Origin of the sequence: Acinetobacter sp. CIP 51.11 (genome assembly GCF_000369665.1) — a bacterium.
Classification (GTDB): domain Bacteria; phylum Pseudomonadota; class Gammaproteobacteria; order Pseudomonadales; family Moraxellaceae; genus Acinetobacter; species Acinetobacter lwoffii_S.
Genome location: NZ_KB850129.1, coordinates 1,830,681 through 1,857,167 on the forward strand (window position 1 = coordinate 1,830,681; position 26,487 = coordinate 1,857,167).

Here is a 26,487-nt window from a genome sequence, read left to right on the forward strand (position 1 = left end):
AACAACTCTTACTCTACCCTCATGGTTCACTATTCAATGAACCTTTCACCCTACATCCCGGTCATCTCTGGCGAAATGCTATTTTTGACCAGTCATTAAAAATCATTAAGTATAAAAAAAGCCCCACAACGGAGGCTTTATAAACAATCTGAATTATGAGCGATAATCTGCATTGATTTTTACGTAGTCATACGACAGGTCACAGGTATAAACCGTATCTTTTGCCTGACCTCGTCCAAGATCAACACGAATCGTCATTTCAGCCTGGGCCATCACACGTGCACCGGCTGCTTCAGTATAGTCTGCTGCCGCACCACCATCTTTGCAGATTTGTACATCATCTAACCAAACCTGAATTTTTGCAACGTCTAAATTTGGCACACCGGCATAACCAATCGCTGCCAGAATACGTCCCCAGTTTGGGTCAGAAGCAAAAATCGCGGTTTTGACCAACGGTGAATGCGCAATGCTATAGGCAATATCGCAGCACTCTTGAGTATTGCCACCACCTTCTACAGTCACGGTAATGAACTTAGTCGCACCTTCACCATCACGTACAATCAGTTGCGCAAGGCGTTTCATGGTACGTGTCAATACGTCTAGCACCACTGCATAACGCGGATCTTCAGTTGAAGTGATCTCAGCACCACCGGCCTGACCTGTGGCAATAAAAATACACGAGTCATTAGTTGAGGTATCGCCATCAATTGTAATACGGTTAAACGATACATTGACTGTTTCAGTTAATAACTGTTGAACCAGTTCACGGCTGATCGGTGCATCCGTCGCAACATAGCCCAGCATGGTCGCCATATTCGGGCGAATCATGCCTGCACCTTTGGAAATACCGGTCATGGTATAAGTCACACCATCCAGCTCGAACTGTTCTGACGCTCCTTTCGGAGTGGTATCTGTGGTCATGATTCCAGTCGCTGCATCGCCCCAGGCATCATCACGCAATGAATCCAGCGCAGGCTGTAAACCTGTAAGCAAACGCTCCATTGGAAGCTGCTCACCAATCACACCAGTCGAGAATGGCAACACTTCAGCAGCCTGTACGCCTGCAAGTTCAGCTAACTTGGCACAAGTGGCTTCTGCATTTGCCATGCCTATAGGACCTGTTCCTGCATTGGCATTGCCGGTATTGATTACCAGGTAACGTGGATTTCCCGCTTGCAAATGTGCTTTGGATACATGCACAGGTGCTGCACAAAAGGCATTCTGGGTAAACACCCCAGCAACATTGGAGCCTGCAGCCAGTTCAAATATCACCAGGTCACGTCGGTTCTGATAGCGCACATAGGCTTCAGCCGAACCAATTTTAACCCCTTTCACCACATGCATCTGTGGCATAGATACGTCACCAACTGCCATTTTAAAGTCCAATATTGAAGTTTTAGAAAAATACAGCTTAGTTGATCTGCAACAAAAAATCGAGCCAAAGCCTGAGCCAGCCTGAGATTTGTTATGGATTTTCACAATAAAAAACCAGTCATCAAGACTGGTTTCTACGTTTTTAAAATTAAGATATTTTTAATTTTGTGCAAGTTGTCCAGATTCGCTTAGTAAAGCCTGTTTCGCTTGTTGTTGACTTGCAGTAGAAAGTGCCGGATTTGTAGCAACAATACGGTCTACATTTGCTGCATTGGCAGCTGCAATCGCAGCGGTCTGCAACACAATCGGACGGTTCTGGTTGGCAAAGGTATAACGGATGCCGGTACGTGGGCTTGCCACAGTTACTTGTGCATCGGTACGTTGTACTTGAGCAGTAGTCGTACCCACCGCTTGCTGAACTTTATCAATTGTTGTGGTCGCTGCAGTTTGGGCAAAACTTAAGGCAGGTATTGCCAAAGCGGCAATTATGAGCGTTTTTAATACTTTTTTCATTCAGGTTATTCCACTTTGAGGTGTTGAATGAGCCATTAAATAGCATTTAATTCCTAAGACTGCAAACAGTATTCAATTTCTGAAAAATCTTCATACATAAAAAAATCAGAGCCATGGGGCTCTGATTTTTAATAGCGTTTAGATCTTGCCATGACACTGTTTGTATTTCAGACCTGAACCACATGGACAAGGCGCATTACGACTTGCCGGTGCTTCAAAGACTGGTGCTACAGGATTCGCCTGAGCATTTTGCTCGGTCGTCACCTCATGTTCACCTGCCAGCAAGCCGTCAAACTCTTCATGAGATAACTGCAAACGCATTGCCTCAGCCTGTGCCTGCTGCTGTGCTTCCATTTCCGCCAGCTCTTCAGGGGTCGGTACGTGGATGCGTGACAGATCTGTTACGACATCTGACTTGATTGTACCGAGCATGTTTACAAACAGGTTATAAGCTTCTTTTTTATATTCCTGCTCTGGATTCTTTTGCGCATAACCACGTAAATGAATACCTTGACGCAAATAATCCATAGCCGCCAGATGCTCTTTCCAATGACGATCCAGAGAATTCAGCATAAAGTGACGTTCAAGCGAAGCTGCAGATTCTTCACCCATTTGTTCACGACGTGAACGGTAGCGGTTCAGTACTTCATCGGTAATGCGCACCACCAAAGCTTCTTCATCCAGACGACGGTCCTGTTCCAGCCATTGTCCGATAGGAAGATCCATCGAAAGATCTTCACGCAGCGCCAGTTCCAGACCTTCAATATCCCACTGGTCATGAATCGATTCAGGCGGAATATAGTTGGCGATTACACCCTGCATCACTTCACGGATCATTTCTTCAATATAATCCTGCAGTGAATTTTCTGCCAGAATGTCGTCACGCTGACTATAAATGATCTTACGCTGTTCGTTATTGACGTCATCGTATTTCAGCAAATTCTTACGAATATCGAAGTTACGTGCTTCCACTTTACGCTGCGCATTTTCAATCGAGCGAGACACCATTTTGTGCTCAATCGCTTCATCTTCCTGCAAGCCCATGGCACGCATCATGCCGACTACGCGATCACCGGCGAAAATACGCATCAAGTCATCTTCAAGTGACAGGTAGAAACGTGATACACCCGGGTCACCCTGACGACCGGCACGGCCACGCAGCTGGTTATCGATACGGCGTGATTCATGACGCTCGGAACCGATAATATGCAAACCGCCTGAATCCAGCACGGCCTGGTGATTAACATCCCATTCTGCTTTCAGACGGGTTTCATCTTCAGGAGTCGGGTTTTCAATTTTAGCCAGTAATGCTTTCCAGTTACCACCGAGCAAAATGTCGGTACCACGACCGGCCATGTTGGTGGCAATGGTGACTGCACGCGGCGCACCGGCCTGCGCAATAATATCGGCTTCACGTTCGTGCTGTTTGGCATTCAGTACTTCATGCTGGATCCCTGCCGCTTTTAGCTTATCCGACAGGATCTCAGAAGCTTCAATGGTGGCTGTACCAATCAGAATTGGTGCAACACCTGCTTCATGCACACGCTGAATTTCTTGAATAATCGCGTTATATTTTCCTTCACGATTTAAGTAAATTAAATCGTTATGGTCTTGACGAATCATTGGACGGTGAGTCGGAATCAGTACCACATCCAGGCCATAAATTTCTTTCATTTCCGCTGCTTCGGTATCAGCAGTACCGGTCATACCGGATAATTTTTTATACAGACGGAAATAGTTCTGGAAGGTTGTGGTTGCCAGAGTCTGGTTTTCTGGCTGGATTTCCAGACCTTCTTTGGCTTCTACGGCTTGGTGCAAGCCTTCAGACCAACGGCGTCCCGGCATGGTACGACCGGTATTTTCATCGACAATAATCACTTCACCATCGTTGATGATGTATTGGACATTACGTTGATAGAGATAATGCGCACGAATCGCTGCAGTGACATGATGCAACAGGTTCAGGTTCGACGCTGAATACAGGCTCTCGCCTTCTGCCAGCAAGCCCATTTCAATCAATTCACTTTCAATGGTTTCAAAACCCACTTCAGTAATTTCAACTGAACGCTGTTTTTCATCAATCCAGAAGTGACCGCCATCCGGCACTTTCTCTTCTTTCTGTGCCTGTAATTTTGGTGGAATATTATTGATGGCTGCATAAAGCTGTGAAGAATCTTCACTTTGACCGGAAATAATCAACGGGGTACGCGCTTCATCAATCAGGATCGAATCGACCTCATCGATAATGGCATAGGTCAAACCACGCTGCTTTTTCTCTGCTAGCGAGAACACCATGTTGTCACGCAGGTAGTCAAAGCCAAATTCGTTATTGGTACCATACGTAATGTCGGCACGATAAGCTTCCGCTTTTTCCATCGGATTTTGCATGGAATAAATAATGCCGATGCTTAGACCTAAAAATTCGAATAATGGACGGTTTAACTCGGCATCACGTTGCGCCAGGTAATCGTTCACGGTAATGACATGTACACCTTGGCCACTGATGGCATTCAGATAACAGGCCAAAGTACCCATCAGGGTTTTACCTTCACCGGTACGCATTTCTGCGATTTTACCTTCATGCAAGGTAATACCACCGATCAGCTGCACGTCATAATGACGCATGCCCATCACCCGCTTCGCGGCTTCACGACAGACTGCAAATGCTTCAGGCAGTAATTTATCGAGGGTTTCACCCTTATTATATCGTTGTTTGAATTCTTCAGTTTTTGCAGATAAGTCTGCATCGCTAAGGGTAGATATCGTCGGCTCGAGCACATTAATCTTGTCTACGATTTTACGCATGCGTTTGAGTTCGCGCTCATTTTTGGTACCGAAGATTCCTCCGATCAGACTTGCCAACATGAATAGACTCTCTAAATCTTGCTTGTCAAATGAATATGTTCTTAGTCGTTATTATGGTGCTAGAAATTTGAACTACAAGGGTTTTGCTGTAAAACCGCTAAAAAAATCTGATCCTTAGTTCTAGCCCTAAGATCTAAGGCAAAGTAATGTAGCAAATTTTCCCTGTGCAACATAGTCAATTAAGTGACTGATTTTTGCGCTTCTGGATAGATGGATATCCTACTTATGCAATTTACTCATAAAGAAAGCAAAAAACACTATTTTTAATCATAAAAAAATTGATTCATATTAAATCGTATCTCGACACTAAAAGACCAATTGAGGCTAAAAAGATGAGTTTACGTCTAGGCGATACCGCACCGAATTTTGAACAGCAATCCAGTGAAGGCCTGATTAATTTTTATGACTTTCTGGGTGAGAGCTGGGGCATTTTATTTTCACACCCTGCTGACTATACACCCGTATGTACGACTGAGCTTGGCTACACCGCAAAACTGAAAGACGAGTTTGCAAAACGTAGCGTGAAAGCCATTGCCTTGTCGGTCGATGATGTTGAATCGCATCATGGCTGGATTAAAGACATCAATGAAACCCAGAACACCACAGTGAATTTCCCCATCATTGCCGATCAGGATCGCAAAGTTTCCGAGCTGTATGACTTTATTCATCCGAATGCCAGCGAAACTCTAACGGTCCGTTCTTTAGTGGTCATTGACCCCAATAAAAAAGTCCGTTTGATTATTACTTATCCTGCATCGACCGGTCGTAATTTCCATGAAATCTTGCGTGTGATAGATTCGCTGCAACTCACCGATAGCCATAAAGTGGCAACGCCTGCAAACTGGCAGCATGGCGATGATGTGGTGATTGTCCCTTCATTGAAGGATGAGGAGGAAATCAAGCAACGTTTTCCAAAAGGTTATACCGCTGTCACGCCTTACCTTCGCTTAACGCCACATCCTGAGCAAAGTAAAGAATAAGAGAAACTCTATTTTCCAGATTTAATGCTTTATCGAATACTACATTGACGTGCTACGGGTTCGATTTCTCTATACAGCCTGTCTTCGGATAGGCTTTTTTATATTCAAAATCTCATATCCACTTTAAACTTGAAATAACAAAAACAACATCTATGCTCTGTATGAAAATCTGCATATTTCCCATCCTGATGAGCTGCTTCCTGACAGGTTGCGTGACTACGCCCGCCCTGCCTGAGCAGCAACATCCTCTTTGTCTATCGTAGTGAGCAGCCTTCAACTGAACTCATTCCTTTATTAAAAAAGCATCAAATCGATGTAGTTATTAATTTACGTTCACGGGATCAAGACAGCTTTGTTTTGAGCAATGAAAACTTTCAGCTACATCATGTACCCATACATACCTGGGCAATTGATCGGGAAGATTTATTGAAAATTATGCTACTGATTCAGCAAGCATAACAAAATCACCAGAAGGTGCTCTTGCATTGTTATCACGGTTCAGACCGAACTGGTGCAAGTGTCGTCATGTACCGGATTATTTTTGAACATTGGCCGATTGAGCAGGCACTACAGGAAATGAAACATGGCGGTTATGGCTTTGATGCCATTTGGCGCAATATTGACAATCTATTCACCCCTGAAAATGTAAAATGGATTCGCGAGCAACTCACGAATCCATCTACAGAAACTTTGATTAATACAAAGAATTAACGCTTATCCAGCGGCACCCAGTCATTCACCCAAGCTGATTTCATATTCAGGCTGGCATCAGACGCAATTTTCTTACGGAGTGCATCTGCAGTCTCACGGTCTTTGGACGGACCCACCATGATACGTACACCTTTAGACGTTGAGCTTTTGGTCACTTTATAACCTTTGGCACGCAGTTTGGCTGCTACAGCATCTGCATTGGCTTCATTCGCTGCCAGTGCCACCTGCACCATCCATTGCTTGTCCTCTTCACCTTCCAGTAACTTACGCGCCTGCTCAGCTTCTGCTTTCTTCTTGGCTTCTTCGGCTGTAGCCTTTTTCTTGGCTTCTTCAGCTTTACGTTTTTCGTCAGCTTTACGTTTTTCCTCGACAGCTTTACGTTCAGCTTCTTTCTTTTCAGCCGCTTTACGCTCTTCCTCGGTTTTACGTTTTGCTTCAGCCGCCTTACGTTCTGCTTCGGCTTTTTGCTGTTGCTCTAACTTGCGTTTTTCTTCAGCGGCTTTACTTTCAGCAGCTTTACGCTCTGCTTCTTTCTTGGCTGCGTCAGTAGAACTATTGGCTTTTTGTTGTACCAGCTGCTGCTGGGCTAACTTTTTTTCTTGCACCGCTTTTTCTTCAGCCAGACGTTTCTGCTTGGCCTGTTCATCTTCCACCAGTTCTGGTGGAATATTATCGGAACTTTGCTGTCCTAGGCGGTGTGCATTCAGGGCAGCATATTCTTCAGCCGCTTTACGTGCAGCATCTGCTTCAGCCTGCTGTTGCATCGCTAAAAATTCGGCTGCACGCGCCTCCTGTTCTGCAACCGCTTTTTCGCGATCACGGCGTTGCTGTTCAAGTAAACGCTTTTCTGTTTCTACATCGACCGTCAAAGAACCGAGCGAATGATTGCCTGCCTCTTTATTTTCAACTTCCGCAGCCTGTGCCGGATTTTGCTGACGGTCCTGATTGATTTCATCTTGGCCTTTCAGGAGTAATGCTGCCAATAAAACACCACCACCGAGTAAAACAACACCGCCCATCCAGCGCTGTTTGTTATTCATTGACATTCTTCCAAATACTCCCATACCGCTTCTAAGGTATGAAATGATCCACATACCAAAATCAGCTGATTATTATCTGTTTGATCCAGTGCTGATTTAAAAGCTAATTTTACATTGTCAAATTGTTCTACCGCCTCACCGCTTAAAGCATCAGCCAAAACTGTGATCTCTGCCGCACGTGGGACGAATAATGGTGCAATTTTCCACAATTGAACCGTGTCTTTCAATAACTTGACGACAGAATTTATATCTTTATCTGACAGCATTGAAAATACACAAATGACTTCATTATATTTTTGATTGTAATTTAAATAATCTCGTAATTGTTTCAGCAGAAATTCCACCCCATGCGGGTTATGTCCTGCATCAAAAATCACGGTTTTATTCTGGATTTGACGGATTTCAAACCGTCCCGGCAATTTTGCCGTTTGAATGCCTTGTGCAATTGCCTGCTGACTGACGTTTAATCCGCTCAGCAGAATGGTAGCCACAGCGGTAGAAATATTATCCAGTGCCAGTGAACCTGTTGGGAGTTTTAAGGTCGTACCTGAAGAAGCAAATGCCCAGCTTTGACCATCGTCAAAAGCTTCATAGAAATAATCACGGTTGATTGCATACAAGGGCGCATTGCATTCAGCCGCTTTGTCCAAAATGGCTTGCGGGATCTGTTGTTGTCCCCCAAATACCACGGGAATATCCGGGCGAATAATTCCGGCTTTTTCGAAAGCAATTTTCTCGATGGTATCACCAAGCCAGTCGGTATGATCCAGGCCAATATTGGTAATCACCGCAATATCGGGATTGACCACGTTGACCACATCCAGACGACCGCCCAAGCCGACTTCCAGCACCCAGACATCACAGCACTGATCTTTAAAAATCACAAAAGCAGCCAGTGTGGTGGCTTCAAAGAAAGACAGGCTCAAACCGCATTCGCGACGAGCCCGATCGACCTGAACAAAAGCATCAATGAGCAACTGATCTTCCACTTCAATGCCGCGTAATTTCACGCGTTCATTGAAACGGTACACGTGGGGGGATTGATATAGTCCGACCTTGAAGCCTTGCGCATTCAGGATCGCGGCCAGCGTGGTGGTGGTTGAACCCTTACCATTGGTTCCTGCCACTGTTAGCACTTTGGCTTCTGGACGTGTCACGCCCAGCTTTTCAGCCACAGGAATAACACGCTCCAGACCTAAATCAATACCCGTAACGTGAACATGGCTCCAATAATCGAGCCATGTGTTTAAAGAATCTGTTGCTAAGGGTGCTGTGTTCAATGCAAATTCATCAACTTCGTAACGATACGATAAACTGTATCACGTAATGCATGACGGTGAACAATCTGATCGATTACCCCATGATCAAGCAAATATTCCGCGCGCTGGAACGGTTCTTCCAGTTTTTCACGTACAGTCTGTTCGATCACACGTTTACCGGCAAAGCCAATCATCGCTTTCGGTTCAGCAATATGTACATCACCCAGCATTGCCAATGACGCGGTCACACCGCCGTACACTGGATGAGTCAATACCACTACATAAGGCAGACCTGCTTCTTTTAAACGCTGGATCGCAGCCGAAGTACGCGCCATTTGCATCAGGGACAACATGCCTTCCTGCATACGAGCACCACCCGAAGCAGCAAAACAGATCAAAGGTTGACGAGCTTCAATCGCATGTTCTGCAGCCTGAACAAAGCGGTCACCGACCACTGTGCCCATAGAACCGCCCATGAAGTCGAACTCAAACGCACAGGCAATCATCGGTACGCCTTTCAGCAAACCCTGAATTACCACCAGTGCTTCAGTTTCACCGGTTTTCTTTTGCGCTTCAGCCATACGGTCTGGATAGGCTTTACTATCGACAAATTTCAGGGGATCTTTGGCTATAAATTCCTGACCCAATTCTGTTTGTACCTGATCAAAGAACCAGTTCAGACGTTCACGGGCTTTCATACGCAAATGTTCATCACATTGCGGACAGACATAGGCATTAAATGACATGGCAGTACGGGTCACCAATGCATGACATTCAGGACACTCAATCGTAGGCTCGGTAAATGTCGCTTTATATGCCGTTTGCTCATCGGGTACCTGAATGCCCGGAACAGTACGCTCCGTCCATGGGGTCGATGGGCTCAGAATTTTGCCTGATTTCACTTGTTGACTCATACTAACTCATCGAGCGCTGCTCGAAGCTCCTTGACTTTATTCACCGTCGCAATAACGGCTTGTTCTGGTGCGAGCGTTGCAAACTGCTTTACAAACGCACTACCCACAATAACTGCATCGGCAGCAACACCCATCGCTTTCGCAGATGCAGCATCACTGATACCGAAACCTACGCCTACAGGAACATCAGTCACAGCTTTAATCTTTTGAATGCGTGCAGCGGCTTCAGAGACATCTAAAGTTGCTGCACCGGTCACGCCCTTCAGTGACACATAGTAAATAAAGCCGCTGGCCTGTTTCGCTACGTGTTGAATACGTGCATCGGTTGAAGTTGGTGCCAGCAGGAAAATCTGATCCATATCATATTTTTCCAGTACTTCACCCAGACCTTGTGCTTCTTCTGGTGGCAAGTCCACCAGCAGTACACCATCTACTCCACATTCATAGGCATAAGCCACAAACTTTTCATAGCCAATCACTTCAACCGGATTCAGATAACCCATCAGTACCACTGGTGTTTCGCGATCTTTCAAGCGAAATTCTTTCACCATGTGCAGGGCATCCAGGGTATTGGTTCCACCTGCCAGAGCACGTTCAGCAGCTAGTGCAATCACCGGCCCATCTGCCATCGGGTCCGAGAAAGGAAGTCCCAGCTCAATCACGTCGACACCCGCTTCCACCATCTCATGCAGCAAAGGCACTGTGACTTCTGGATGCGGATCACCCGCCATGACATAAGAAACTAAAGCTTTACGCTGTTGAGATTTAAGTTGTCCAAATCGTGTGGCTAAACGTGACATAGAGAGGTATTTTCCTTAACGTGTTTCAAACTTGAGGCATTGACTATGTAGAAATACAAGACATCGCATTGTAACGCTATTTTTTGTCCAATGAACAGTCTGCGATACCGACCTCGAGTACTTCATTTCCTGTGCGAAGATTTCAAAACAATTCGGAAGGGTCTATTTACGATTATTTTGATTTTTTTCACAATGATCAAAGATGCCTAATTTTGCTATTACCTAAAATCCTGAATATTTAGATAAACTTATTTTTATCATATAAAAATTAATAAAAATGCAGATGTTAGCGCATTCATTTAAAGTTTTCTGAAATTGCAAAACCTGCTTTATACTAGTCCTATTCTCTTACTTTTTTATCTCCTATGCAGACTGATTCTGAGGCTACAGTGCAGGCACGCGCCATTGCACTGCTGCCGCTTATTGTATTTTTAACCATATTTTTGGGTAGCGGGATCTATCATTCCCTGATCGGAACCGAGTTCGCGTTCTATCAGGTGAAAGCGCCTGTGGCTGCCCTGCCTGCGATTATCTTGGCTGCATTAGTGTATCGCGGCAAACTCAACCAGGGCATTGAGGAATTCCTCAGAGGTGCCAGTCATCCAAACTTAATCCTGATGTTTATGGTGTTTATGCTGGCAGGTGCTTTTGCCAGCGTCAGTAGCACCATTGGCAGTGTGGATGCCACCGTGCAAATGGGCCTGTCGGTGATTCCACCCACATTTATTCTGCCGATGTTATTTGTGATCTCGGCCTTTATTGCTACGGCGATGGGTACCTCTATGGGCACCATTGCAGCCTGTGCGCCGATCGCTTTTGGATTTGCCGAGGTCACCGAGATCAATGTAGTTTATGCGGTTGGTGCGGTCGTTGGTGGTGCCATGTTCGGTGACAACCTTTCAATGATCTCGGATACCACCATTGCTGCAACGACCAGTCAGGGCGTACAACTGCGTGACAAATTCAGAGTCAATGTCTGGATTGCGGTTCCAGCCTCAATCGTGACTATTTTGATTTACGTGTTGAGTAGCGGTAGTAGCAATGCAGTGGAATACAGGGACTTCAACTGGCTTCTGGTCTTACCTTATATCGCCGTATTTATTTTAGCCTTTAGCCGTTTACACGTTCTGGCTGTGCTGAGCATTGGGGTGTTACTTTCCGGCTTGTTTGGCCTGTTTGCCACAGCTGAATTTGATCTGCTCAAACTGAATACTTCAATTTATGACGGCTTTGTCGGCATGTTTGAAGTGGCGTTATTGTCGATGTTCCTGGGTGGCCTGTCGGCGATCATGCAGCGTGAAGGCGGTTTACGCTGGCTGATCGAGCGTATTTATAGCCTGACCCGTCTGTTTAAAGTTGGGAAGCAACGTGCCGGCGAAATCGGGATTAGTTTTTTGGTGGTGTTTTCGAATATCTTTGTGGCCAATAATACCGTGGCGATTATTCTGTCTGGTGATATGGCACGTGAAGTTGCCAAAGAATACGGCGTAGATCCTAAGCGTTCTGCGGCACTGATGGATATTTTCTCCTGTGTGGTACAAGGGTTGATTCCCTATGGCGCACAGTTACTACTGGCCTGTTCCATTGCAAAAATCTCACCGGTTGAACTGATTGGTGGTGTGTACTATTGCTGGATTCTGGCCATTTTTGCGATTGCGGCGATTGCGTTTAGATTCCCTCAAATCAAAGCCAACGCTTAACCTCACCATTTTCTTCAAATAAAAAAGCGACCGATACGGGTCGCTTTTTTTAGCTGCGCTGTTTGTGTAACTGCTTTCTGCGCTCTAATAATGTCTGTCCGGTGGCTGCCTTGTAGGCCCGTGCCAATGCCGACTGGTCAGAATAATCCAGCTGCTCGGCGATTTCGGTCAGACCTAATCCCTTCTGCAACAACAGCTCGCAACGTTTGATCCGCTGCTGTTCCAGCAGTTTTTTAAATGAAGTGCCATGGGTACTAAATAAGCGTTGCAAACTCCGTGTCGACATCAATAACTGCTGAGCAAGTTGTTCAACTTTAATCGCCTGATGCTGGGTTCGCAGCTGTTCAGCAATCATTTGCTGCGCCTGTTCCAAATGATTCTCAAGGGGCGGCTTGGCGGCAATCGCCTGTTCTGCCTGATGCACCAGCAACTGCAACAGCATCGGATCTGCCTGCTCAGACCGATGTGCCAGTCCTTGTAGATCCAGTTCTATGCCATAGTAGGCTTGGGAAAATATCACCTCGCTGGCGAAAAACTTTTGATAATGCATTTGTCCCCTATCGGGCGCATGGGCAAAGCGTACACAACGGACTAACAGTTGATGATCCTGTAAAATGACACGTCCCAACTGTACCATCGCGGCCATGGTCAGTTCATTGAGCAGATTATATTTTTCGTCCAGATAGGCCCAAAATAATTCAATACTGTGTTCACGCTGCTTCAACTGCAAAGGTACAAACTCACTGCCATCAATCACCAGTCGTTGAAAACGCATAATATGGCGGATCATTTCCGCAACGCTGCTGCTTCGCGAAGCCATATAACCGAGCACACCAAAATGCTCTGGGCGAATGACTTGTACAATCTCGAAAATCAGCTGCGGACAGTTTAAATACTGCCGGGTTGTTAAAAGAAGCTGATTTAATAATTCCAGAGGCACTTGTGTGGCAAAAGGCTGATCAATCAGGGGAACAAGCGCTTCATGTACATCTTGCAGAAAGTCAGCTTTTAAAGGCTCAATTTGCAGGCCACGCAGATAGGTCGCCCAGAGTTGAATATAACCATTGGATATTTTAATTTCTTGCATGCGCGCTTCTCGCTGCCTGCTTTAGTCTGAGCAGTTTTTATTTTCATTTGGCATAAAATGTATAAAAATTGGCAAGCGCTGTCAAAACAATTACAGGATTCCCCGACATACTGTTCGCATCGTCATAAAAAAGAACGTACAAGATGAATGCAGTATTAAAATCTTTGATAAAGCCCGTAGTACGGACCCAGCTTGATTTTAAACTGGATGAAATTCCACGCTACTGGTTGGGCGGCGATGCCTTTCTGACCCGAATGTTCGATGCCCTGAGCCTGACCTTTCCTGATGGCGAGCGCTATTTTATTCAGAGCGTGCGCCTGTTTCGCAATCAGATCACAGACCCGGAACTGCAGCAGCGTGTTGCAGATTTTATTCGTCAGGAAGCACAGCATGGCATTGCCCATGAAAAAATGAATCAGCTGATGCGCGAGCAAGGCATGCCCGTAGATCAGTTCATTCAGCGCCTGAATTACATGATGAATTACGACTTGAAAAACCGTTCACCTGAATACAATATTGCGGTGACTGCTGCTGCAGAGCATTTGACTGCGCTAATGGCCGAGACTTTTTTTGGACAGAAAGATACGTTAAGAGATGCCCATCCTTTTGTTCGTGCCATGTTTGCCTGGCATGCCATTGAAGAAATGGAACATCGTGATGTGGCTTTTGACGTGATGAAAGATGTGGCAAAAACTCCAGAGCTTCTGCGAAAATATAGCTTGGTTATTACTACCCTGCTCATGTTCAGCTTTACCATATACCGTGCCAACATCATGCTTAAACATGATGGATTCACGCCATTACAACGTTTGCAAATGAACTTGAAAGGACTGCCCTGGTTTTTTGGCCGTAACGGGAAATTGACCCGCATGGGCCCACAATATCGGGACTGGTTTAAAAAAGACTTCCATCCTAGTCAGCATCCGGTTATTGCGCAATATGATGTCTGGGTAAAAACCTTAGCAGAAACTAATGATCCTATTCAGGCCGGTGAAGCCTTCTGGCAGGCCGCAAAAGATTAAGACCTAATTTAAAAGCCTTCAAAAATTGAAGGCTTTTAAATTAGGTCTTATGTCCTGCACTTTTACCATTTGGCATAATGCTGCTCAAGCAAGGCATATTCATTCAGTAAAATAATTTCCTGATCATCCTGCTGGATCGTTCCGGAAACCTTGGCTTGCCACTGACTAAACTGACTTCCGACCAGACGCAGGTTCAGATTTTCATAACGGCGCCAGCCTGTACTCACCATCAGATTCAATTTTTCATCCAGCGACTGAATCGTCCATTGGTTTTCCGATTCCTGCTGGAACAGCACATCGGCCAACGGATAAATCTTGCCATTGATCCACAGACAGTTTTCATTGCCAAAACTTTCATTCACACCTGAAGCCAGATTAAGTCCAATCCGATTATGGTTCACATCCCAGAAATTACAGGACAACCAGAACCAGGCCGTTTCCGGGCGCAAAAAGCCACAGGTATCATCCAGAGAAGCAAAGCTGCGTTCATTAAACTGAATGGTTTCACCCTGCTTGTTAATGAAAAAGCCTTCACAGCCCAAAGTGGTCAGTTTCTGAGTATAGGTCCAGCCATTGATGCCGGTCGGACTGCACATACTCAGTGGATCGGTTCCGGCACAGAAAATCCGGGCACTGAGTTTAATTTCGCCGTATTTGCTGACGTTGATATAACGCACGCCGTTGGCATGCTGGATATCGATCTGAAAAGGTGACTTATGGAAATAACTATGATTAAACAGTGGCTGTTCATCCAGCACAGTGTTGCGTGACAGGAAATTAATCGCATTCCATTCCAGCACTTCATTGGTCATATGGTTATAGACATAGACAAAACCATGCCCTGCCCATGCGATATCGGCAATTGCCAGTCCAATGGTATAATGCTCGTGCTGAATACTACAGAATTTGAATTTTTTATATTTTAGATGCTTACGCCAGCCTGACAGCACATGACCATAAGGATTCTTGTATTGATATGCCTGATAGTCAATACTTTTTGGAAGTTCCTTGAAACGTCCATAACGCGGTTGTCCATTTGCCTGAATTAAATCCATTTAAGACATTCCATCTCAGTCAAAACTGCTTTTCCTTGGCAGTATTATGCCGATTATTAAATTTTGATAAAGATTTTTTTAAGTCACTCGTCGAATCATTCAGCTAGCCCTAGGTTTAATTCAATCACAAACAGCGTTAAATCGTGAGATAAGTATTTTCCCAGCGATTGCCACTAAAACTGCCCTCTAGCAATTGTACGTAGCGGCCATAAACCTGATCGATGGCAATACAGTCATCTACATCCAGAACACGGTCGGTATGCTGTTTTTGCCAGTGCCGGGCGAAGTAAGCTTTACCGCGCTGTTTAGCAACCATGGCATTCTGTGCAACCACCAACACATAACGATGCAACTCGCCAAACTCACGTGGATCATAACCACCCAGATTAATCAGCCAAAGTTTTTCATCGGATTGCTGTGGCTGTGCATCAGTAAATTGCAGCGTATAGGACTTGCCCTCGAACTCTAGCCCGTTGATTTGCGCCCAGGCATCAATATGCAGACCTTTCTGTTCCGCAAACCAGGCATTTTTTAATTGCGGATAGGTGTCTTCCAGACTCTCTCCTATTGCCAAAACTACATCATGAACTTCTGTATTGGCACGGGCATGACGACCACCGAGCATCACAATAAACAAGCTGGGCATTACATTTCCTTGTTAGCGTCAATCTTTAAGATCATTTCATTGATGCTTGCCAGTATAGCGCAAAGCTATTCCATGATGATGTAGCCATCTGCCAAGGACAAATTTGCATCATCAGCCTGACTGAATTTGCGCAAAACAGCATCCAGTCACTCGGTATCCATCTCCATATCGAGGATCAGTTTAAGCCTGTGTCAGGATCAAAAAACCATTTTCAGTGAATACAATTGGCTAGCGAATCATTTCCGATCATTTTCATCAGGATTTACAGCAGAAGATGATTATTTTTTTGTACAAAATACAAACACGGCTAAACCGCACAAATCTGTACAAATTTTCGCCCAAATTTCAATCTAAAGGCATATTTCGTTGACTGAAATGCGCTGAAAGACGATACTCTCAATGTTTTTATTTAAGCAAATCGGTTCAAAGAGGCTGGGCCAAAAGTTCGGTCCTCAGAAACTCAATCCAACGCAAGGGGCTATATATGGCTGGTGGAAAGTCAACTATCATTTACACACTGACCGACGAGGCGCCATTACTGGCGACTTATTCTCTGCTGCCGATCATTGAGACCTTTACTAAGCCAGCTGGCGTTGAGATCGTCAAAAGTGACATCTCTGTAGCTGTGCGCGTGCTCTCCGAATTTACAGATTACCTAAGCGAAGAGCAAAAGGTGCCTGACACTCTAGCTGAGCTAGGTCGTCTTACACAAGATCCAGACACGAACATTATCAAACTCCCAAATATCAGTGCTTCTGTTGGCCAGCTAACAGCGTGTATCAAGGAACTTCAGTCTAAAGGCTATGCAATCCCTGACTATCCTGAAAACCCGACCACTGAAGAAGAAAAAGCAATCAAGGCACGTTATAGCAAATGTCTTGGTTCAGCAGTAAACCCTGTTCTACGTGAAGGTAACTCAGACCGTCGTGCGCCTGCTGCCGTTAAAAACTACGTGAAAAAACACCCGCACTCTATGAGCGAGTGGAAACAGTGGTCTCAAACTCACGTTTCACACATGGACGAAGGTGACTTCTACCACGGCGAAAAGTCAATGACTTTAGACCGCGCACGTGATGTGAAAATGGAATTGATCACCAAGTCTGGTGAAACCATTGTTCTTAAGCCAAAAGTTGCGCTTCAAGACGGCGAAATCATCGACTCAATGTTCATGAGCAAGAAAGCACTTTGCGACTTCTACGAGAAAGAACTTGAAGACTGTCGTGAAGCAGGCATTCTGTTCTCTTTACACGTTAAAGCAACCATGATGAAGGTGTCTCACCCAATCGTCTTTGGTCACTGTGTAAGAATCTACTACAAAGAAGCATTCGAAAAACATGGCAAGCTTTTTGATGAGCTTGGCATTAATGTCAATAACGGTATGGCGGGTCTTTACGAAAAGCTTGAAACTTTACCAACCTCTGTACGTGAAGAAATCATTGCTGATTTACATGCTTGTCAAGAACACCGTCCAGCTTTAGCGATGGTTGATTCTGCAAAAGGCATCACTAACTTCCATTCACCAAACGACGTGATTGTAGATGCTTCTATGCCTGCAATGATTCGTGGTGGCGGTAAAATGTGGGGCGCTGACGGCAAGCCTTACGACTGTAAAGCAGTCATGCCTGAATCAACTTTCGCACGTATTTACCAGGAAATGATCAATTTCTGTAAATGGAATGGCAACTTCGATCCAAAAACCATGGGTACTGTACCTAACGTTGGTTTGATGGCGCAAAAAGCGGAAGAATATGGTTCACACGACAAGACTTTCGAAATTCCTGAAGCAGGTGTTGCGAACATCACTGACCTAGAAACAGGTGAAGTGTTAATGTCTCAAAATGTGGAAGAAGGCGATATCTGGCGTATGTGTCAGGTGAAAGATGCACCGATCCGCGACTGGGTGAAACTTGCTGTGACTCGTGCACGCAACTCTGGCATGCCAGCAATCTTCTGGCTTGACCCGTACCGTCCACACGAAAATGAACTGATCAAGAAAGTTGAAAAATACCTGAAAGATCATGACACCACTGGTCTTGATATCCAGATCATGTCACAAGTACGTGCAATGCGTTATACGCTTGAACGTGTTGCTCGCGGTCTAGATACTATTTCTGTAACAGGTAACATCCTGCGTGACTATCTGACTGACTTGTTCCCGATCATGGAATTGGGTACATCTGCGAAAATGTTGTCTATCGTGCCATTAATGGCGGGTGGCGGCATGTACGAAACAGGTGCAGGTGGTTCTGCTCCTAAGCACGTACAGCAGTTAGTTGAAGAAAACCACTTACGTTGGGATTCACTGGGTGAATTTATGGCGCTTGCAGTTTCTTTAGAAGAAATGGGTATTAAAGAAGGCAATGACAACATCAAGTTACTTGCCAAAACTTTAGACCGTGCAACTGGTAAATTACTGGATAACGACAAGTCACCTTCTCGTCGTACAGGTGAGCTTGATAACCGTGGCAGCCATTTCTACCTGGCGAAATTCTGGGCTGAAGAACTTGCTGCTCAAGACGAAAATGCTGAATTGAAAGCGAAGTTTGCACCTCTTGCAAAAACTTTAGCTGAAAATGAAGAGAAAATCGTTGCTGAGCTTGCAGAAGTTCAAGGAAAATCAGTAGACATCGGCGGTTACTATGCGATTGATCAAGAGAAAGTAAATGCAGTGATGCGTCCAAGTGCTACTTTGAATGCAGCGCTTGAAACGATCTAAGCTTTTGCAAAACTGACTGAGTCAGTGATATAGAAAAACCGGCGTCTAGGCGCCGGTTTTTTTTATATCTGATTCATGCATCGTAATCACTGAAGTAATCCATTTTTTAAGCAGTTCTATGCAGTGTTATTTTCACAAGCTATCTTTTAAATCAAGAAGATAATTTTGAAGAGCAGTTAAAAAGAAACAGGTTATTATTTTTCAGGCAATAAAAAACCCCAAGACTGAATGTGCTTGGGGTTTTTTAGAATTTTGGTCCCGAGGGTCGGACTCGAACCGACACGTCATCTCTGACAGCGGATTTTGAGTCCGCCGCGTCTACCAATTTCACCACCTCGGGAGTGGATGAAAGGTATAATACGCGATTTCTCAGCACTGTCAACGCAGAATATTTGCATTTGTTTATTTTTAAAACAAATCGCATTTTTTCGTTTTAAAATCGAGCAATTCCCGCCATAAAAAAGAAAAAAGTTTATACTAGCCGCAGTTTTTTTAGCGTAAATCATCATGCAACTTTCTGATTTTAATTTTGATCTCCCCGATGAGCTGATTGCTCGCTACCCACTGGAAACACGCAGTGCCTCTCGCCTGTTGCACCTCGATGCCCAAGGTCAATATCATGACCATCAATTTACCGATATTCTGGATTTACTTGAAGACGGCGACTTGTTGGTATTAAACGACACCAAAGTCATGAAGGCCCGTTTAAAAGGTAAACGTGCTTCAGGCGGTGCGGTAGAAGTGCTGGTTGAGCGTATGCAAGATCGCTTTATTGCCTATTGTCATATTAAGGCCAGCAACACTCCGAAAGCCGGTGCAGAACTTTTTATTGGCCCGGATGCAGTGAAAGTGACCGTACAAGGCCGTCATGAAAATCTGTTTATTGTGGAATTTTCACAGCCGATTTTAGACGTCTTAGACAAATATGGCGCCCTCCCTATTCCGCCCTATTTCAACCGTGAAGCGGAAGAGATTGATACTGAACGTTATCAAACCGTGTTTAATGACCCAACCAAACTGGCCAGCGTTGCAGCACCTACTGCCAGCCTGCATTTTGATGCCGATCTGTTGGCAAAATTGGAAGCCAAAGGGATTCAAAAAACTTTTGTGACCCTACATGTTGGTGCAGGTACTTTCCTGCCAGTGCGTACCGATGATATTCAAAATCACATCATGCACAGCGAATGGTGCGACGTCCCTGAAACTGCGGTCGAGATGATTCGTCAGACTAAAGCCCGCGGTAATAAAGTCATTTCTGTAGGCACGACTGCCACCCGTGCAGTCGAAAGTGCAGCACAAGCACATAACGGTGAACTGGCAGCCTGGACAGGTGATACCCAGATTTTCATCTATCCGGGTTATCAGTTTAAAGTGGTCGATCGTTTGATCACTAACTTCCATTTACCAGAATCGACCCTGTTAATGCTTGTGTCTGCCTTGTCCAATCGTGACAATATTCTCAATGCTTATAAGCATGCAGTAGACAGCCAGTATCGCTTCTTCAGTTATGGCGATGCCATGCTGATTGATCAGGCGAAATAAGCGAGAACCATTGCCCATGCCGATCGAGTCTGTACAACAGTCCATTCATATTCGCCGCAAGAAAAATGCAGTGGTGTTTCAAAATATCGCTCGGCTTTGGGATCTGAGCCAACAGGCAAAAACACATCAGGAACTGCTAGACGGATTGCATCCCTGGAATGGCCCGATTACGCTCAAGTTTGAAAATAACCTGCCACTCGCGCTTGCCGGAATTGGGCTTTTGCTGATTGCAAGTATTTTTATTGCGCCGGGAAATATCTGGATTCAGAGCAGTGTTTTTCTCGGCTGTCTCTGCATCTTCTGGGCCTATATTTGCTATGAACAGCAGCAGCCCTTAGAGGAAGTCATTACTTTTCTGGAAGAACAGGCACTGGCCAAGAAATATCAGCTGGCCTTTCAGCAACAACCTCAGCATATCTCCATGCCACTCAATCCCCTGCACTTTATCCGGCATTTAAAACATTTATTTCCAGTATTCAATCAAGGTTCGTTGAGTAATGAAATTCAGCGTTATGCCAGCACGATATGGGAAGACGAAAACGGCCAGCAACATCAGGTACTACTCTTCCAATACCACTATATTGATGAAGTGCAGGCCCGAAACAAGGAAGGCCAGCCAGTCAAACTGATGCAGGTCCATAAAGACCTGTGGGGCGTGTTTGTTTTTGATATCCAGATTCAGGGACTGGCCGTTACGACTTCCAGAAAGAAATTTTATTATCCTTATAGCCATCCCTGGCACAGCAGCGATATTCGCACCAATCAGCGCTTAAGCTTTTATGGCAGCGATATGCTGCAAACTGCCAAATTACTCAGTCCGGGTTTTGTGCTGCGACTGGCCGACTTTTTTGAACAGCGTCAGGGGGATTTACTGTTTCACCCAGAAAATAAGATGCTGTGCTATCTAGGGCCCCATGATTTATTTCAGGTATCGAGCAAGCAGCAGAATATTAGCGATATTTCCACATTGCGCGGCCACCTGAGAACGTTTAAATTAAAACAGCTCGAAAACTTACAACATGATCTGCTGCAGTTTTTAAAATAAATTTTTCGCATCATTTTTAAAATATAGATATAGCTTGGGGAGATCTCGGATGGGATTTTTGATTTTATGTTTGATCATTGTGGCGCTGATTGTCACGATTATCATGATCCGCAACAGTATTGTCCGTCATCACAACGCCACGATTCGCGCCTGGTCGGATGTCGCCAGTTATGAACGGCAAAAACTGAAAATTCTGGATGGGCTGCAACCGCTGGTCGAGCAATACTCGAGTTTTGAAAAAGGCACGCTAGAAAAAGTCACCGAACTGCGTCAGAACATCATGAACCTGAATATCAAGGATGCCGATATTGGACAATTACAACGCATTGAAAGTCTGAACAAACAGTTAATGCATAGCCTGAATGTCGTGATTGAAAATTATCCGGAACTGAAAGCCAATGACATCTATCTGAAAATGATGGCTGAAATTGAAGAACAGAATGAAAATGTCGGTGCGGCGATTACCATTTATAATCGCAATGTCGAGCTGTTTAACAACCAGATCCAGATTTTTCCGCACAACATCATTAACAATATGTTGCTCAGAAAAAAAGTGGTGCGTCCATTCCGTGATCAAAGCGTGACTCAGAATTTTGATTACCGTCCGAACTTTCACTGAGTGAACAGCAAGATCTGATAAAATTTTGCATCCTTGGCACATTAACTTATTATAAAAATAGCCAAGGATGCGGCTGTACCTGTCTAAAACTTATAAAATAAAGAATAAAAATTATGCTGGATTATTTAGAGCACTTTCAACAGACGCTGGTCGAGGAATTTTATCGGCTGTATGATCATTATCAGGATGATCAAATCTATGCCTGTAGTCTGGTCTTTGACGAATTTTTACTGCTGGATGATCTGGCCATTTCGACTGAACGCAGTATTTTTAAAGATCCGGAATATCTTCAGCAATATCTGGCGGAACAGGATCGCTGGAATGTCCGGAAATGGCGTTATCGGGCACATGCTTTGCCCCACTCTGGACTCATTCCCTTTAAAACCTTGCTGGCCGATTATTTTAAAACCCAGCACAGCTTTGGCCATCCGGTATTGGCACAGCAAAAACAGCTGCACGCGACGCATCTGGATTTATTGCTGGAGAGTTTTAAACAGACCAAACATCGTCTTTCTGAGGCTTATGGTCTGGATGTGGATGGCATCCTTTTTTTCATGAGCCTGCCCACCCAAGTCGAATTTGAATGCCAATCTGCACAGACACTTAATCCTGAGCATATTCATTTACAGAAATTTCTGGCATCCAGACAAACTACTCATTTACCTGCCATACAGAAACGCTTGAAACTCTCGCAAAACGACAAAGATATCTTGATTGATCTAGAGCAGATGCTGGTGATGGAGCCTTATGACTATTTGCAAGTGGCACAAGATGCCTATTTGCTGACCTTGGAATCCTACTTTGTCGATAGCAATATTTATATCCAGAAACTGATCCAGCATATCGCTGCAATGGCCTCTGAGCCGGATGGCAGCTGCGCCCTTAGCCGGGAAGATATCCAGCAGCGCTTGCAGCAGTTTTCTGCCCATCCGCCAATATCTCCGGATGTTCTCTAGCTTCAGCGATAAATAAAATTACAGAGCGAATGCTCTACAATGCTGGCGTTTAGTGTAAGAATCAAGGAAAATAGCGCCCTTTAGCTATAACAATCAGCGAACTGTTTTTTCGCCTTGATGTGGAACTCCTATGAAGTTTGAAAAATTAGGTCAGTCGGGCCGTGCCCGTCGTGGTCGTTTAACGCTTGAACATGGTGTGGTGGAAACCCCGATGTTCATGCCTGTGGGTACTTATGGTACGGTCAAGGGCCTGTTGCCACGCGACATTAAAGAGATCAAATCTCAAGTCATTCTGGGCAATACTTTCCATTTGTATCTACGTCCAGGACTGGATGTAATTCGTGAACATGGCGGCCTGCACGGATTTATGAAATGGAATAGTCCCATTTTGACCGATTCAGGCGGCTTCCAGGTCTTCAGTCTGGGCGCAATGCGTAAAATTAAAGAAGAAGGTGTGACCTTCCGCTCGCCGATTGATGGTTCAAAAGTATTTTTATCTCCTGAAATTTCAATGGATATTCAGCACACGCTGAACTCTGACATTGTAATGATTTTTGATGAATGTACCCCGTACCCTGCGACGCATGAAGAAGCGCAAAAATCGTTGCAACTTTCTTTACGCTGGGCGAAACGCTGTAAAACCCAGCATCATGACGTGCTGAAAAACCGTAATGCACTGTTCGGGATTATTCAGGGCGGCATGTATGAAGACTTGCGTGATGAATCTTTAAAAGGCCTGCTTGAAATCGACTTTGATGGTTATGCGATTGGCGGTCTGTCCGTTGGCGAACCCAAAGAGGAAATGATCAAGGTTCTGGATTATCTTCCAGAAAAAATGCCGGCAGATAAACCGCGTTATTTGATGGGTGTCGGCAAGCCCGAAGATATTGTGGAAGCGGTACGTCGTGGTGTCGATATGTTTGACTGCGTGATGCCAACCCGGAATGCACGTAATGGTCACTATTTTGTGACAGACGGTCTGGTACGGATCCGTAATGCGAAATATCGTCATGATCAAAGCCCACTCGATCCACATTGCGATTGCTATACCTGTACCAACTTCACCCGCGCCTATTTATTCCACCTCGAAAAATGTGGAGAAATGCTTGGTTCGATGCTGGGTACGATTCATAATCTGCGCTATTACCTGCGTTTGACTGAAGCGATGCGTGATGCATTAGACAACGGTACATTTGACGAATTTGTTCATGACTTTTATGCCCGCCGTGGCCTGGAAGTGCCACCTTGTCCGCAAGATTAATCCATCAGTATTTGCGCTGAGGAAAAAGACAATGTAAATTGCAAGAATATGTCAATTTATTATCGAGTTGATCACCAGTTTTTTATTTTAGGAAAATGTAATGAGCCTTTTTATTTCGACTGCTCACGCTGCAGGTGAAGCTGCACAACAACCAAGCATGATGGCGAACCTTTTGATGATTGCTGTTTTTATTGCAATCTTCTATTTCTTGATCTGGCGTCCTCAATCTAAACGTGCCAAAGAACACCGTGCTTTGGTCGACAGCCTTGGCGTTGGCAGTGAAGTGGTATTTGCAGGCGGATTAATGGGCAAAATCACCAAGATTGAAGGTGACTTCGCAGTGGTTGAATTGAGCCGTGGTGTAGAAGTCAAAGTTCAACGTGCAAGTGTGATTTCAGTCCTCCCTGAAGGCACTTTAAATAACCTTTAATCAAAAATAGTCGTGCCCTCGCACGACTTTTTCATTTTAAGAAGAAAACGAATGCGTTACCCAGCATGGAAATATGTACTGATCCTGGTTGTCCTGGTGATCAGTACCTTATATGCCCTGCCAAGTTTGTATCCAGATGAACCTGCTGTACAGATTTCGGGTGCCAAAGCCGGTACTCAAATTGATGCAAGCATCGTACAAAAAGCAGAGCAAATTTTAAAAACTGAAAATATTGCCACCCATGACAATAGCTTTGGCAACAATGCAGCTTTATTACGTGTAGATTCAAGTGAATCACAGCTTAAAGCTAAAGAGGCTTTACGTCGTGGTTTAGGTGATGATTACGTGGTTGCATTGAACCTTGCCCCGACCACCCCAGAATGGCTGCAAAAAATTGGTGCCAAACCAATGAAGCTCGGCCTGGATTTACGTGGTGGTGTTCACTTCTTGCTTGAAGTGGATATGGACAAGGCCATTTCCCAGCGCATGGAAACCTCTGCGACGGATCTACGTCGTCAGTTGCGTGATAACAACCTGAAATTTAATAGCCTGAATTTAAGCAACAACACCATTGTGATGCAGTTTGCCAACAATGATGATCGTTCTGCAACGATGGACTTCTTGCGCCGTAATGGCAATGAGTTTACCCAGCAGGCTGTTGCGACCGAGACCGGTTCGACCTTACGTCTAAACTATACTGATGTGCGTAAGCAAGAAATTGAATCTTATGCTGTCAATCAGAACTTGACCACTTTACGTAACCGTATTAACGAGTTAGGTGTGGCAGAAGCACTGGTTCAAACTCAGGGCAGCAACCGTATTGTGGTTGAGCTTCCTGGTGTGCAGGATACCGCTGAAGCGAAACGTGTCTTAGGTCGTACCGCGAACCTCGAGTTCCGTCTGGTGTCTGACCTGAATGATCAATATATTGATCCATATACCGGTCAGGCAACGGGTGCATTGCCACCAGGCACAGAAGTTTTTGCTTATGAGTCACTGGACAGTGGTCGTCAGCTCCTCTTGAACCGTAACCGTATCTTAACCGGTGAACGTGTTCAGAATGCATCAAGTGGCTTTAGCCAAGACACAGGCGGTGCTGAAGTTAACATTACCTTGGACAGCGCAGGCGGCAAACTGATGTCGGATGCCACCCGTAATGCGGTCGGCAAACGTATGGCCGTCTTGTTCATCGAGAACAAGCAGCGCATTAATTATGTGGAAGACCCTGCGACCGGCACTCAGACTGAAGTTCGTACCCCGTATACTGAATCTGTAGTCATTAACGCTGCAACCATTCAGGCAGTACTGGGTTCTCAGTTCCGTATTACTGGCCTGGACTCGCCGCAAGAAGCTGCTGAACTTGCCTTGATGCTGCGTGCAGGTGCGTTGGCTGCGCCAATGTATTTTGTTGAAGAACGTGTAATTGGTCCAAGTCTGGGTCAAGAAAACATCGATAAAGGTGTACTTTCAACTCAGATCGGTTTCCTTCTGGTCGCCATCTGGATGGTGGTATTCTTCCGTCTGTTTGGTGTGATTGCCAACTTTGCCTTGGTCTTTAACCTGGCGATGATTCTGACAGTCATGTCTTGGATTGGCGCTTCCCTTACCCTTCCGGGTATTGCCGGTATCGTCATTACCATCGGTATGGCGGTCGATGCCAACGTACTGATCTGTGAACGAATACGGGAAGAAATGAAATGGGGAGCTTCGCCAAAACAGGCGATTGTGGCCGGTTATGATCGTGCCTATAACACCATTTTCGACTCGAACTTGACCACATTCCTGGTGGCGTTCATTCTGTTCGCGATTGGTACAGGTCCGATCAAAGGCTTTGCCGTAACCCTGATGATTGGTATTGTCTGCTCGATGTTTACTGCCATTACAGTAACGCGTGCCGTGGTACAGCTCATTTATGGCAAAAAACGTAACTTGAAAAAGTTGAGCATTTAAGG

The 26,487-nt window shown here is 45.0% G+C and carries 21 protein-coding genes, 1 tRNA gene and 1 pseudogene; 12 read left to right on the forward strand and 11 right to left on the reverse strand.

Annotated elements, in window-relative coordinates; all coding sequences use genetic code 11:
- Positions 1 to 153 precede the first annotated feature (153 nt).
- The 3 genes from argJ to secA all read right to left on the reverse strand — a co-directional run bounded on the left by argJ (position 154) and on the right by secA (position 4,752).
- Positions 154 to 1,374 (reverse strand): bifunctional glutamate N-acetyltransferase/amino-acid acetyltransferase ArgJ, encoded by a 1,221-nt coding sequence (gene argJ, locus F894_RS12485; RefSeq protein ID WP_005248020.1) that lies wholly within the window; start codon positions 1,372 to 1,374, stop codon positions 154 to 156.
- 159 nt (positions 1,375 to 1,533) lie between these two features.
- Positions 1,534 to 1,887, reverse strand: a complete 354-nt coding sequence (locus F894_RS12490; RefSeq protein WP_005248021.1) for a hypothetical protein — start codon at positions 1,885 to 1,887, stop codon at positions 1,534 to 1,536.
- Between the two features lie 138 nt (positions 1,888 to 2,025).
- Positions 2,026 to 4,752, reverse strand: a complete 2,727-nt coding sequence (gene secA, locus F894_RS12495; protein WP_005248023.1) for a preprotein translocase subunit SecA — start codon at positions 4,750 to 4,752, stop codon at positions 2,026 to 2,028.
- A gap of 332 nt (positions 4,753 to 5,084) precedes the next feature.
- On the opposite strand from secA, the gene F894_RS12500 reads away from it, so the two are divergent.
- Positions 5,085 to 5,732, forward strand: coding sequence for a peroxiredoxin (locus F894_RS12500; protein WP_005248025.1), 648 nt, complete (start codon positions 5,085 to 5,087; stop codon positions 5,730 to 5,732).
- A 161-nt stretch (positions 5,733 to 5,893) separates the two neighbouring features.
- Positions 5,894 to 6,443: pseudogene (locus F894_RS12505) on the forward strand (dual specificity protein phosphatase family protein).
- Here F894_RS12505 and F894_RS12510 read toward each other — a convergent pair.
- The 4 genes from F894_RS12510 to trpA are packed head-to-tail and all read right to left on the reverse strand — an operon-like array spanning position 6,440 to position 10,456.
- A complete protein-coding gene (locus F894_RS12510; RefSeq protein ID WP_005248029.1) occupies positions 6,440 to 7,483 on the reverse strand; it encodes an SPOR domain-containing protein in 1,044 nt (347 codons plus the stop codon). The pseudogene F894_RS12505 and the gene F894_RS12510 sit on opposite strands and share 4 nt — an antisense overlap.
- Positions 7,480 to 8,763, reverse strand: coding sequence for a bifunctional tetrahydrofolate synthase/dihydrofolate synthase (folC, locus tag F894_RS12515; RefSeq protein ID WP_005248032.1), 1,284 nt, complete (start codon positions 8,761 to 8,763; stop codon positions 7,480 to 7,482). The genes F894_RS12510 and folC overlap by 4 nt, the downstream gene beginning before the upstream one ends.
- Positions 8,760 to 9,656, reverse strand: a complete 897-nt coding sequence (gene accD, locus F894_RS12520) for an acetyl-CoA carboxylase, carboxyltransferase subunit beta (RefSeq protein WP_004645174.1) — start codon at positions 9,654 to 9,656, stop codon at positions 8,760 to 8,762. Before accD ends, folC begins: the two co-directional genes overlap by 4 nt.
- Complete coding sequence (gene trpA / locus F894_RS12525) at positions 9,653 to 10,456, reverse strand: tryptophan synthase subunit alpha (protein ID WP_004645173.1); 804 nt, start codon at positions 10,454 to 10,456, stop codon at positions 9,653 to 9,655. Before trpA ends, accD begins: the two co-directional genes overlap by 4 nt.
- Positions 10,457 to 10,821: 365 nt before the next feature.
- On the opposite strand from trpA, the gene F894_RS12530 reads away from it, so the two are divergent.
- Positions 10,822 to 12,156: a Na+/H+ antiporter NhaC family protein gene (locus F894_RS12530; protein WP_005248033.1), complete on the forward strand. Its 1,335-nt coding sequence runs from the start codon at positions 10,822 to 10,824 to the stop codon at positions 12,154 to 12,156.
- A 49-nt stretch (positions 12,157 to 12,205) separates the two neighbouring features.
- Here the strand turns inward: F894_RS12530 and F894_RS12535 are convergent, their stop codons facing one another.
- Complete coding sequence (locus F894_RS12535; RefSeq protein WP_005248034.1) at positions 12,206 to 13,243, reverse strand: helix-turn-helix domain-containing protein; 1,038 nt, start codon at positions 13,241 to 13,243, stop codon at positions 12,206 to 12,208.
- Between the two features lie 143 nt (positions 13,244 to 13,386).
- Here F894_RS12535 and F894_RS12540 point away from each other — a divergent pair, with 143 nt between their 5' ends.
- On the forward strand, positions 13,387 to 14,265 hold the full coding sequence (locus F894_RS12540; RefSeq protein ID WP_005248036.1) for a metal-dependent hydrolase: 879 nt from the start codon (positions 13,387 to 13,389) through the stop codon (positions 14,263 to 14,265).
- A 62-nt stretch (positions 14,266 to 14,327) separates the two neighbouring features.
- Here the strand turns inward: F894_RS12540 and F894_RS12545 are convergent, their stop codons facing one another.
- Positions 14,328 to 15,320 (reverse strand): DUF2804 domain-containing protein, encoded by a 993-nt coding sequence (locus F894_RS12545; RefSeq protein ID WP_005248037.1) that lies wholly within the window; start codon positions 15,318 to 15,320, stop codon positions 14,328 to 14,330.
- Positions 15,321 to 15,456: 136 nt separating this feature from the next.
- A complete protein-coding gene (locus F894_RS12550; RefSeq protein WP_005106094.1) occupies positions 15,457 to 15,966 on the reverse strand; it encodes a DUF1543 domain-containing protein in 510 nt (169 codons plus the stop codon).
- Positions 15,967 to 16,450: 484 nt separating this feature from the next.
- Here F894_RS12550 and F894_RS12555 point away from each other — a divergent pair, with 484 nt between their 5' ends.
- Entirely contained in the window at positions 16,451 to 18,682 is a 2,232-nt protein-coding gene (locus F894_RS12555) for an NADP-dependent isocitrate dehydrogenase (protein ID WP_005248039.1), read from the forward strand.
- A gap of 253 nt (positions 18,683 to 18,935) precedes the next feature.
- Here the strand turns inward: F894_RS12555 and F894_RS12560 are convergent.
- A tRNA-Leu gene (locus tag F894_RS12560) sits at positions 18,936 to 19,022 on the reverse strand.
- Between the two features lie 167 nt (positions 19,023 to 19,189).
- On the opposite strand from F894_RS12560, the gene queA reads away from it, so the two are divergent.
- From queA to secD, 7 genes are all read left to right on the forward strand, one after another.
- Positions 19,190 to 20,224, forward strand: a complete 1,035-nt coding sequence (queA, locus tag F894_RS12565) for a tRNA preQ1(34) S-adenosylmethionine ribosyltransferase-isomerase QueA (RefSeq protein ID WP_005248041.1) — start codon at positions 19,190 to 19,192, stop codon at positions 20,222 to 20,224.
- 16 nt (positions 20,225 to 20,240) lie between these two features.
- A complete protein-coding gene (locus F894_RS12570) occupies positions 20,241 to 21,269 on the forward strand; it encodes a hypothetical protein (RefSeq protein WP_005248043.1) in 1,029 nt (342 codons plus the stop codon).
- A gap of 49 nt (positions 21,270 to 21,318) precedes the next feature.
- Positions 21,319 to 21,888, forward strand: a complete 570-nt coding sequence (locus F894_RS12575; protein WP_004645163.1) for a LemA family protein — start codon at positions 21,319 to 21,321, stop codon at positions 21,886 to 21,888.
- Positions 21,889 to 22,001: 113 nt separating this feature from the next.
- A complete protein-coding gene (locus tag F894_RS12580) occupies positions 22,002 to 22,844 on the forward strand; it encodes a DUF4303 domain-containing protein (protein ID WP_005248046.1) in 843 nt (280 codons plus the stop codon).
- Positions 22,845 to 22,974: 130 nt separating this feature from the next.
- Positions 22,975 to 24,105, forward strand: a complete 1,131-nt coding sequence (tgt, locus tag F894_RS12585) for a tRNA guanosine(34) transglycosylase Tgt (RefSeq protein ID WP_005248047.1) — start codon at positions 22,975 to 22,977, stop codon at positions 24,103 to 24,105.
- Between the two features lie 100 nt (positions 24,106 to 24,205).
- Positions 24,206 to 24,535 carry a preprotein translocase subunit YajC gene (yajC, locus tag F894_RS12590; protein ID WP_004645158.1) on the forward strand — a complete coding sequence of 110 codons (330 nt, stop codon included), beginning with the start codon at positions 24,206 to 24,208 and terminating at the stop codon, positions 24,533 to 24,535.
- Positions 24,536 to 24,586: 51 nt separating this feature from the next.
- Positions 24,587 to 26,485, forward strand: coding sequence for a protein translocase subunit SecD (gene secD, locus F894_RS12595; protein WP_004733746.1), 1,899 nt, complete (start codon positions 24,587 to 24,589; stop codon positions 26,483 to 26,485).
- The last annotated feature ends 2 nt before the right edge of the window (positions 26,486 to 26,487 follow it).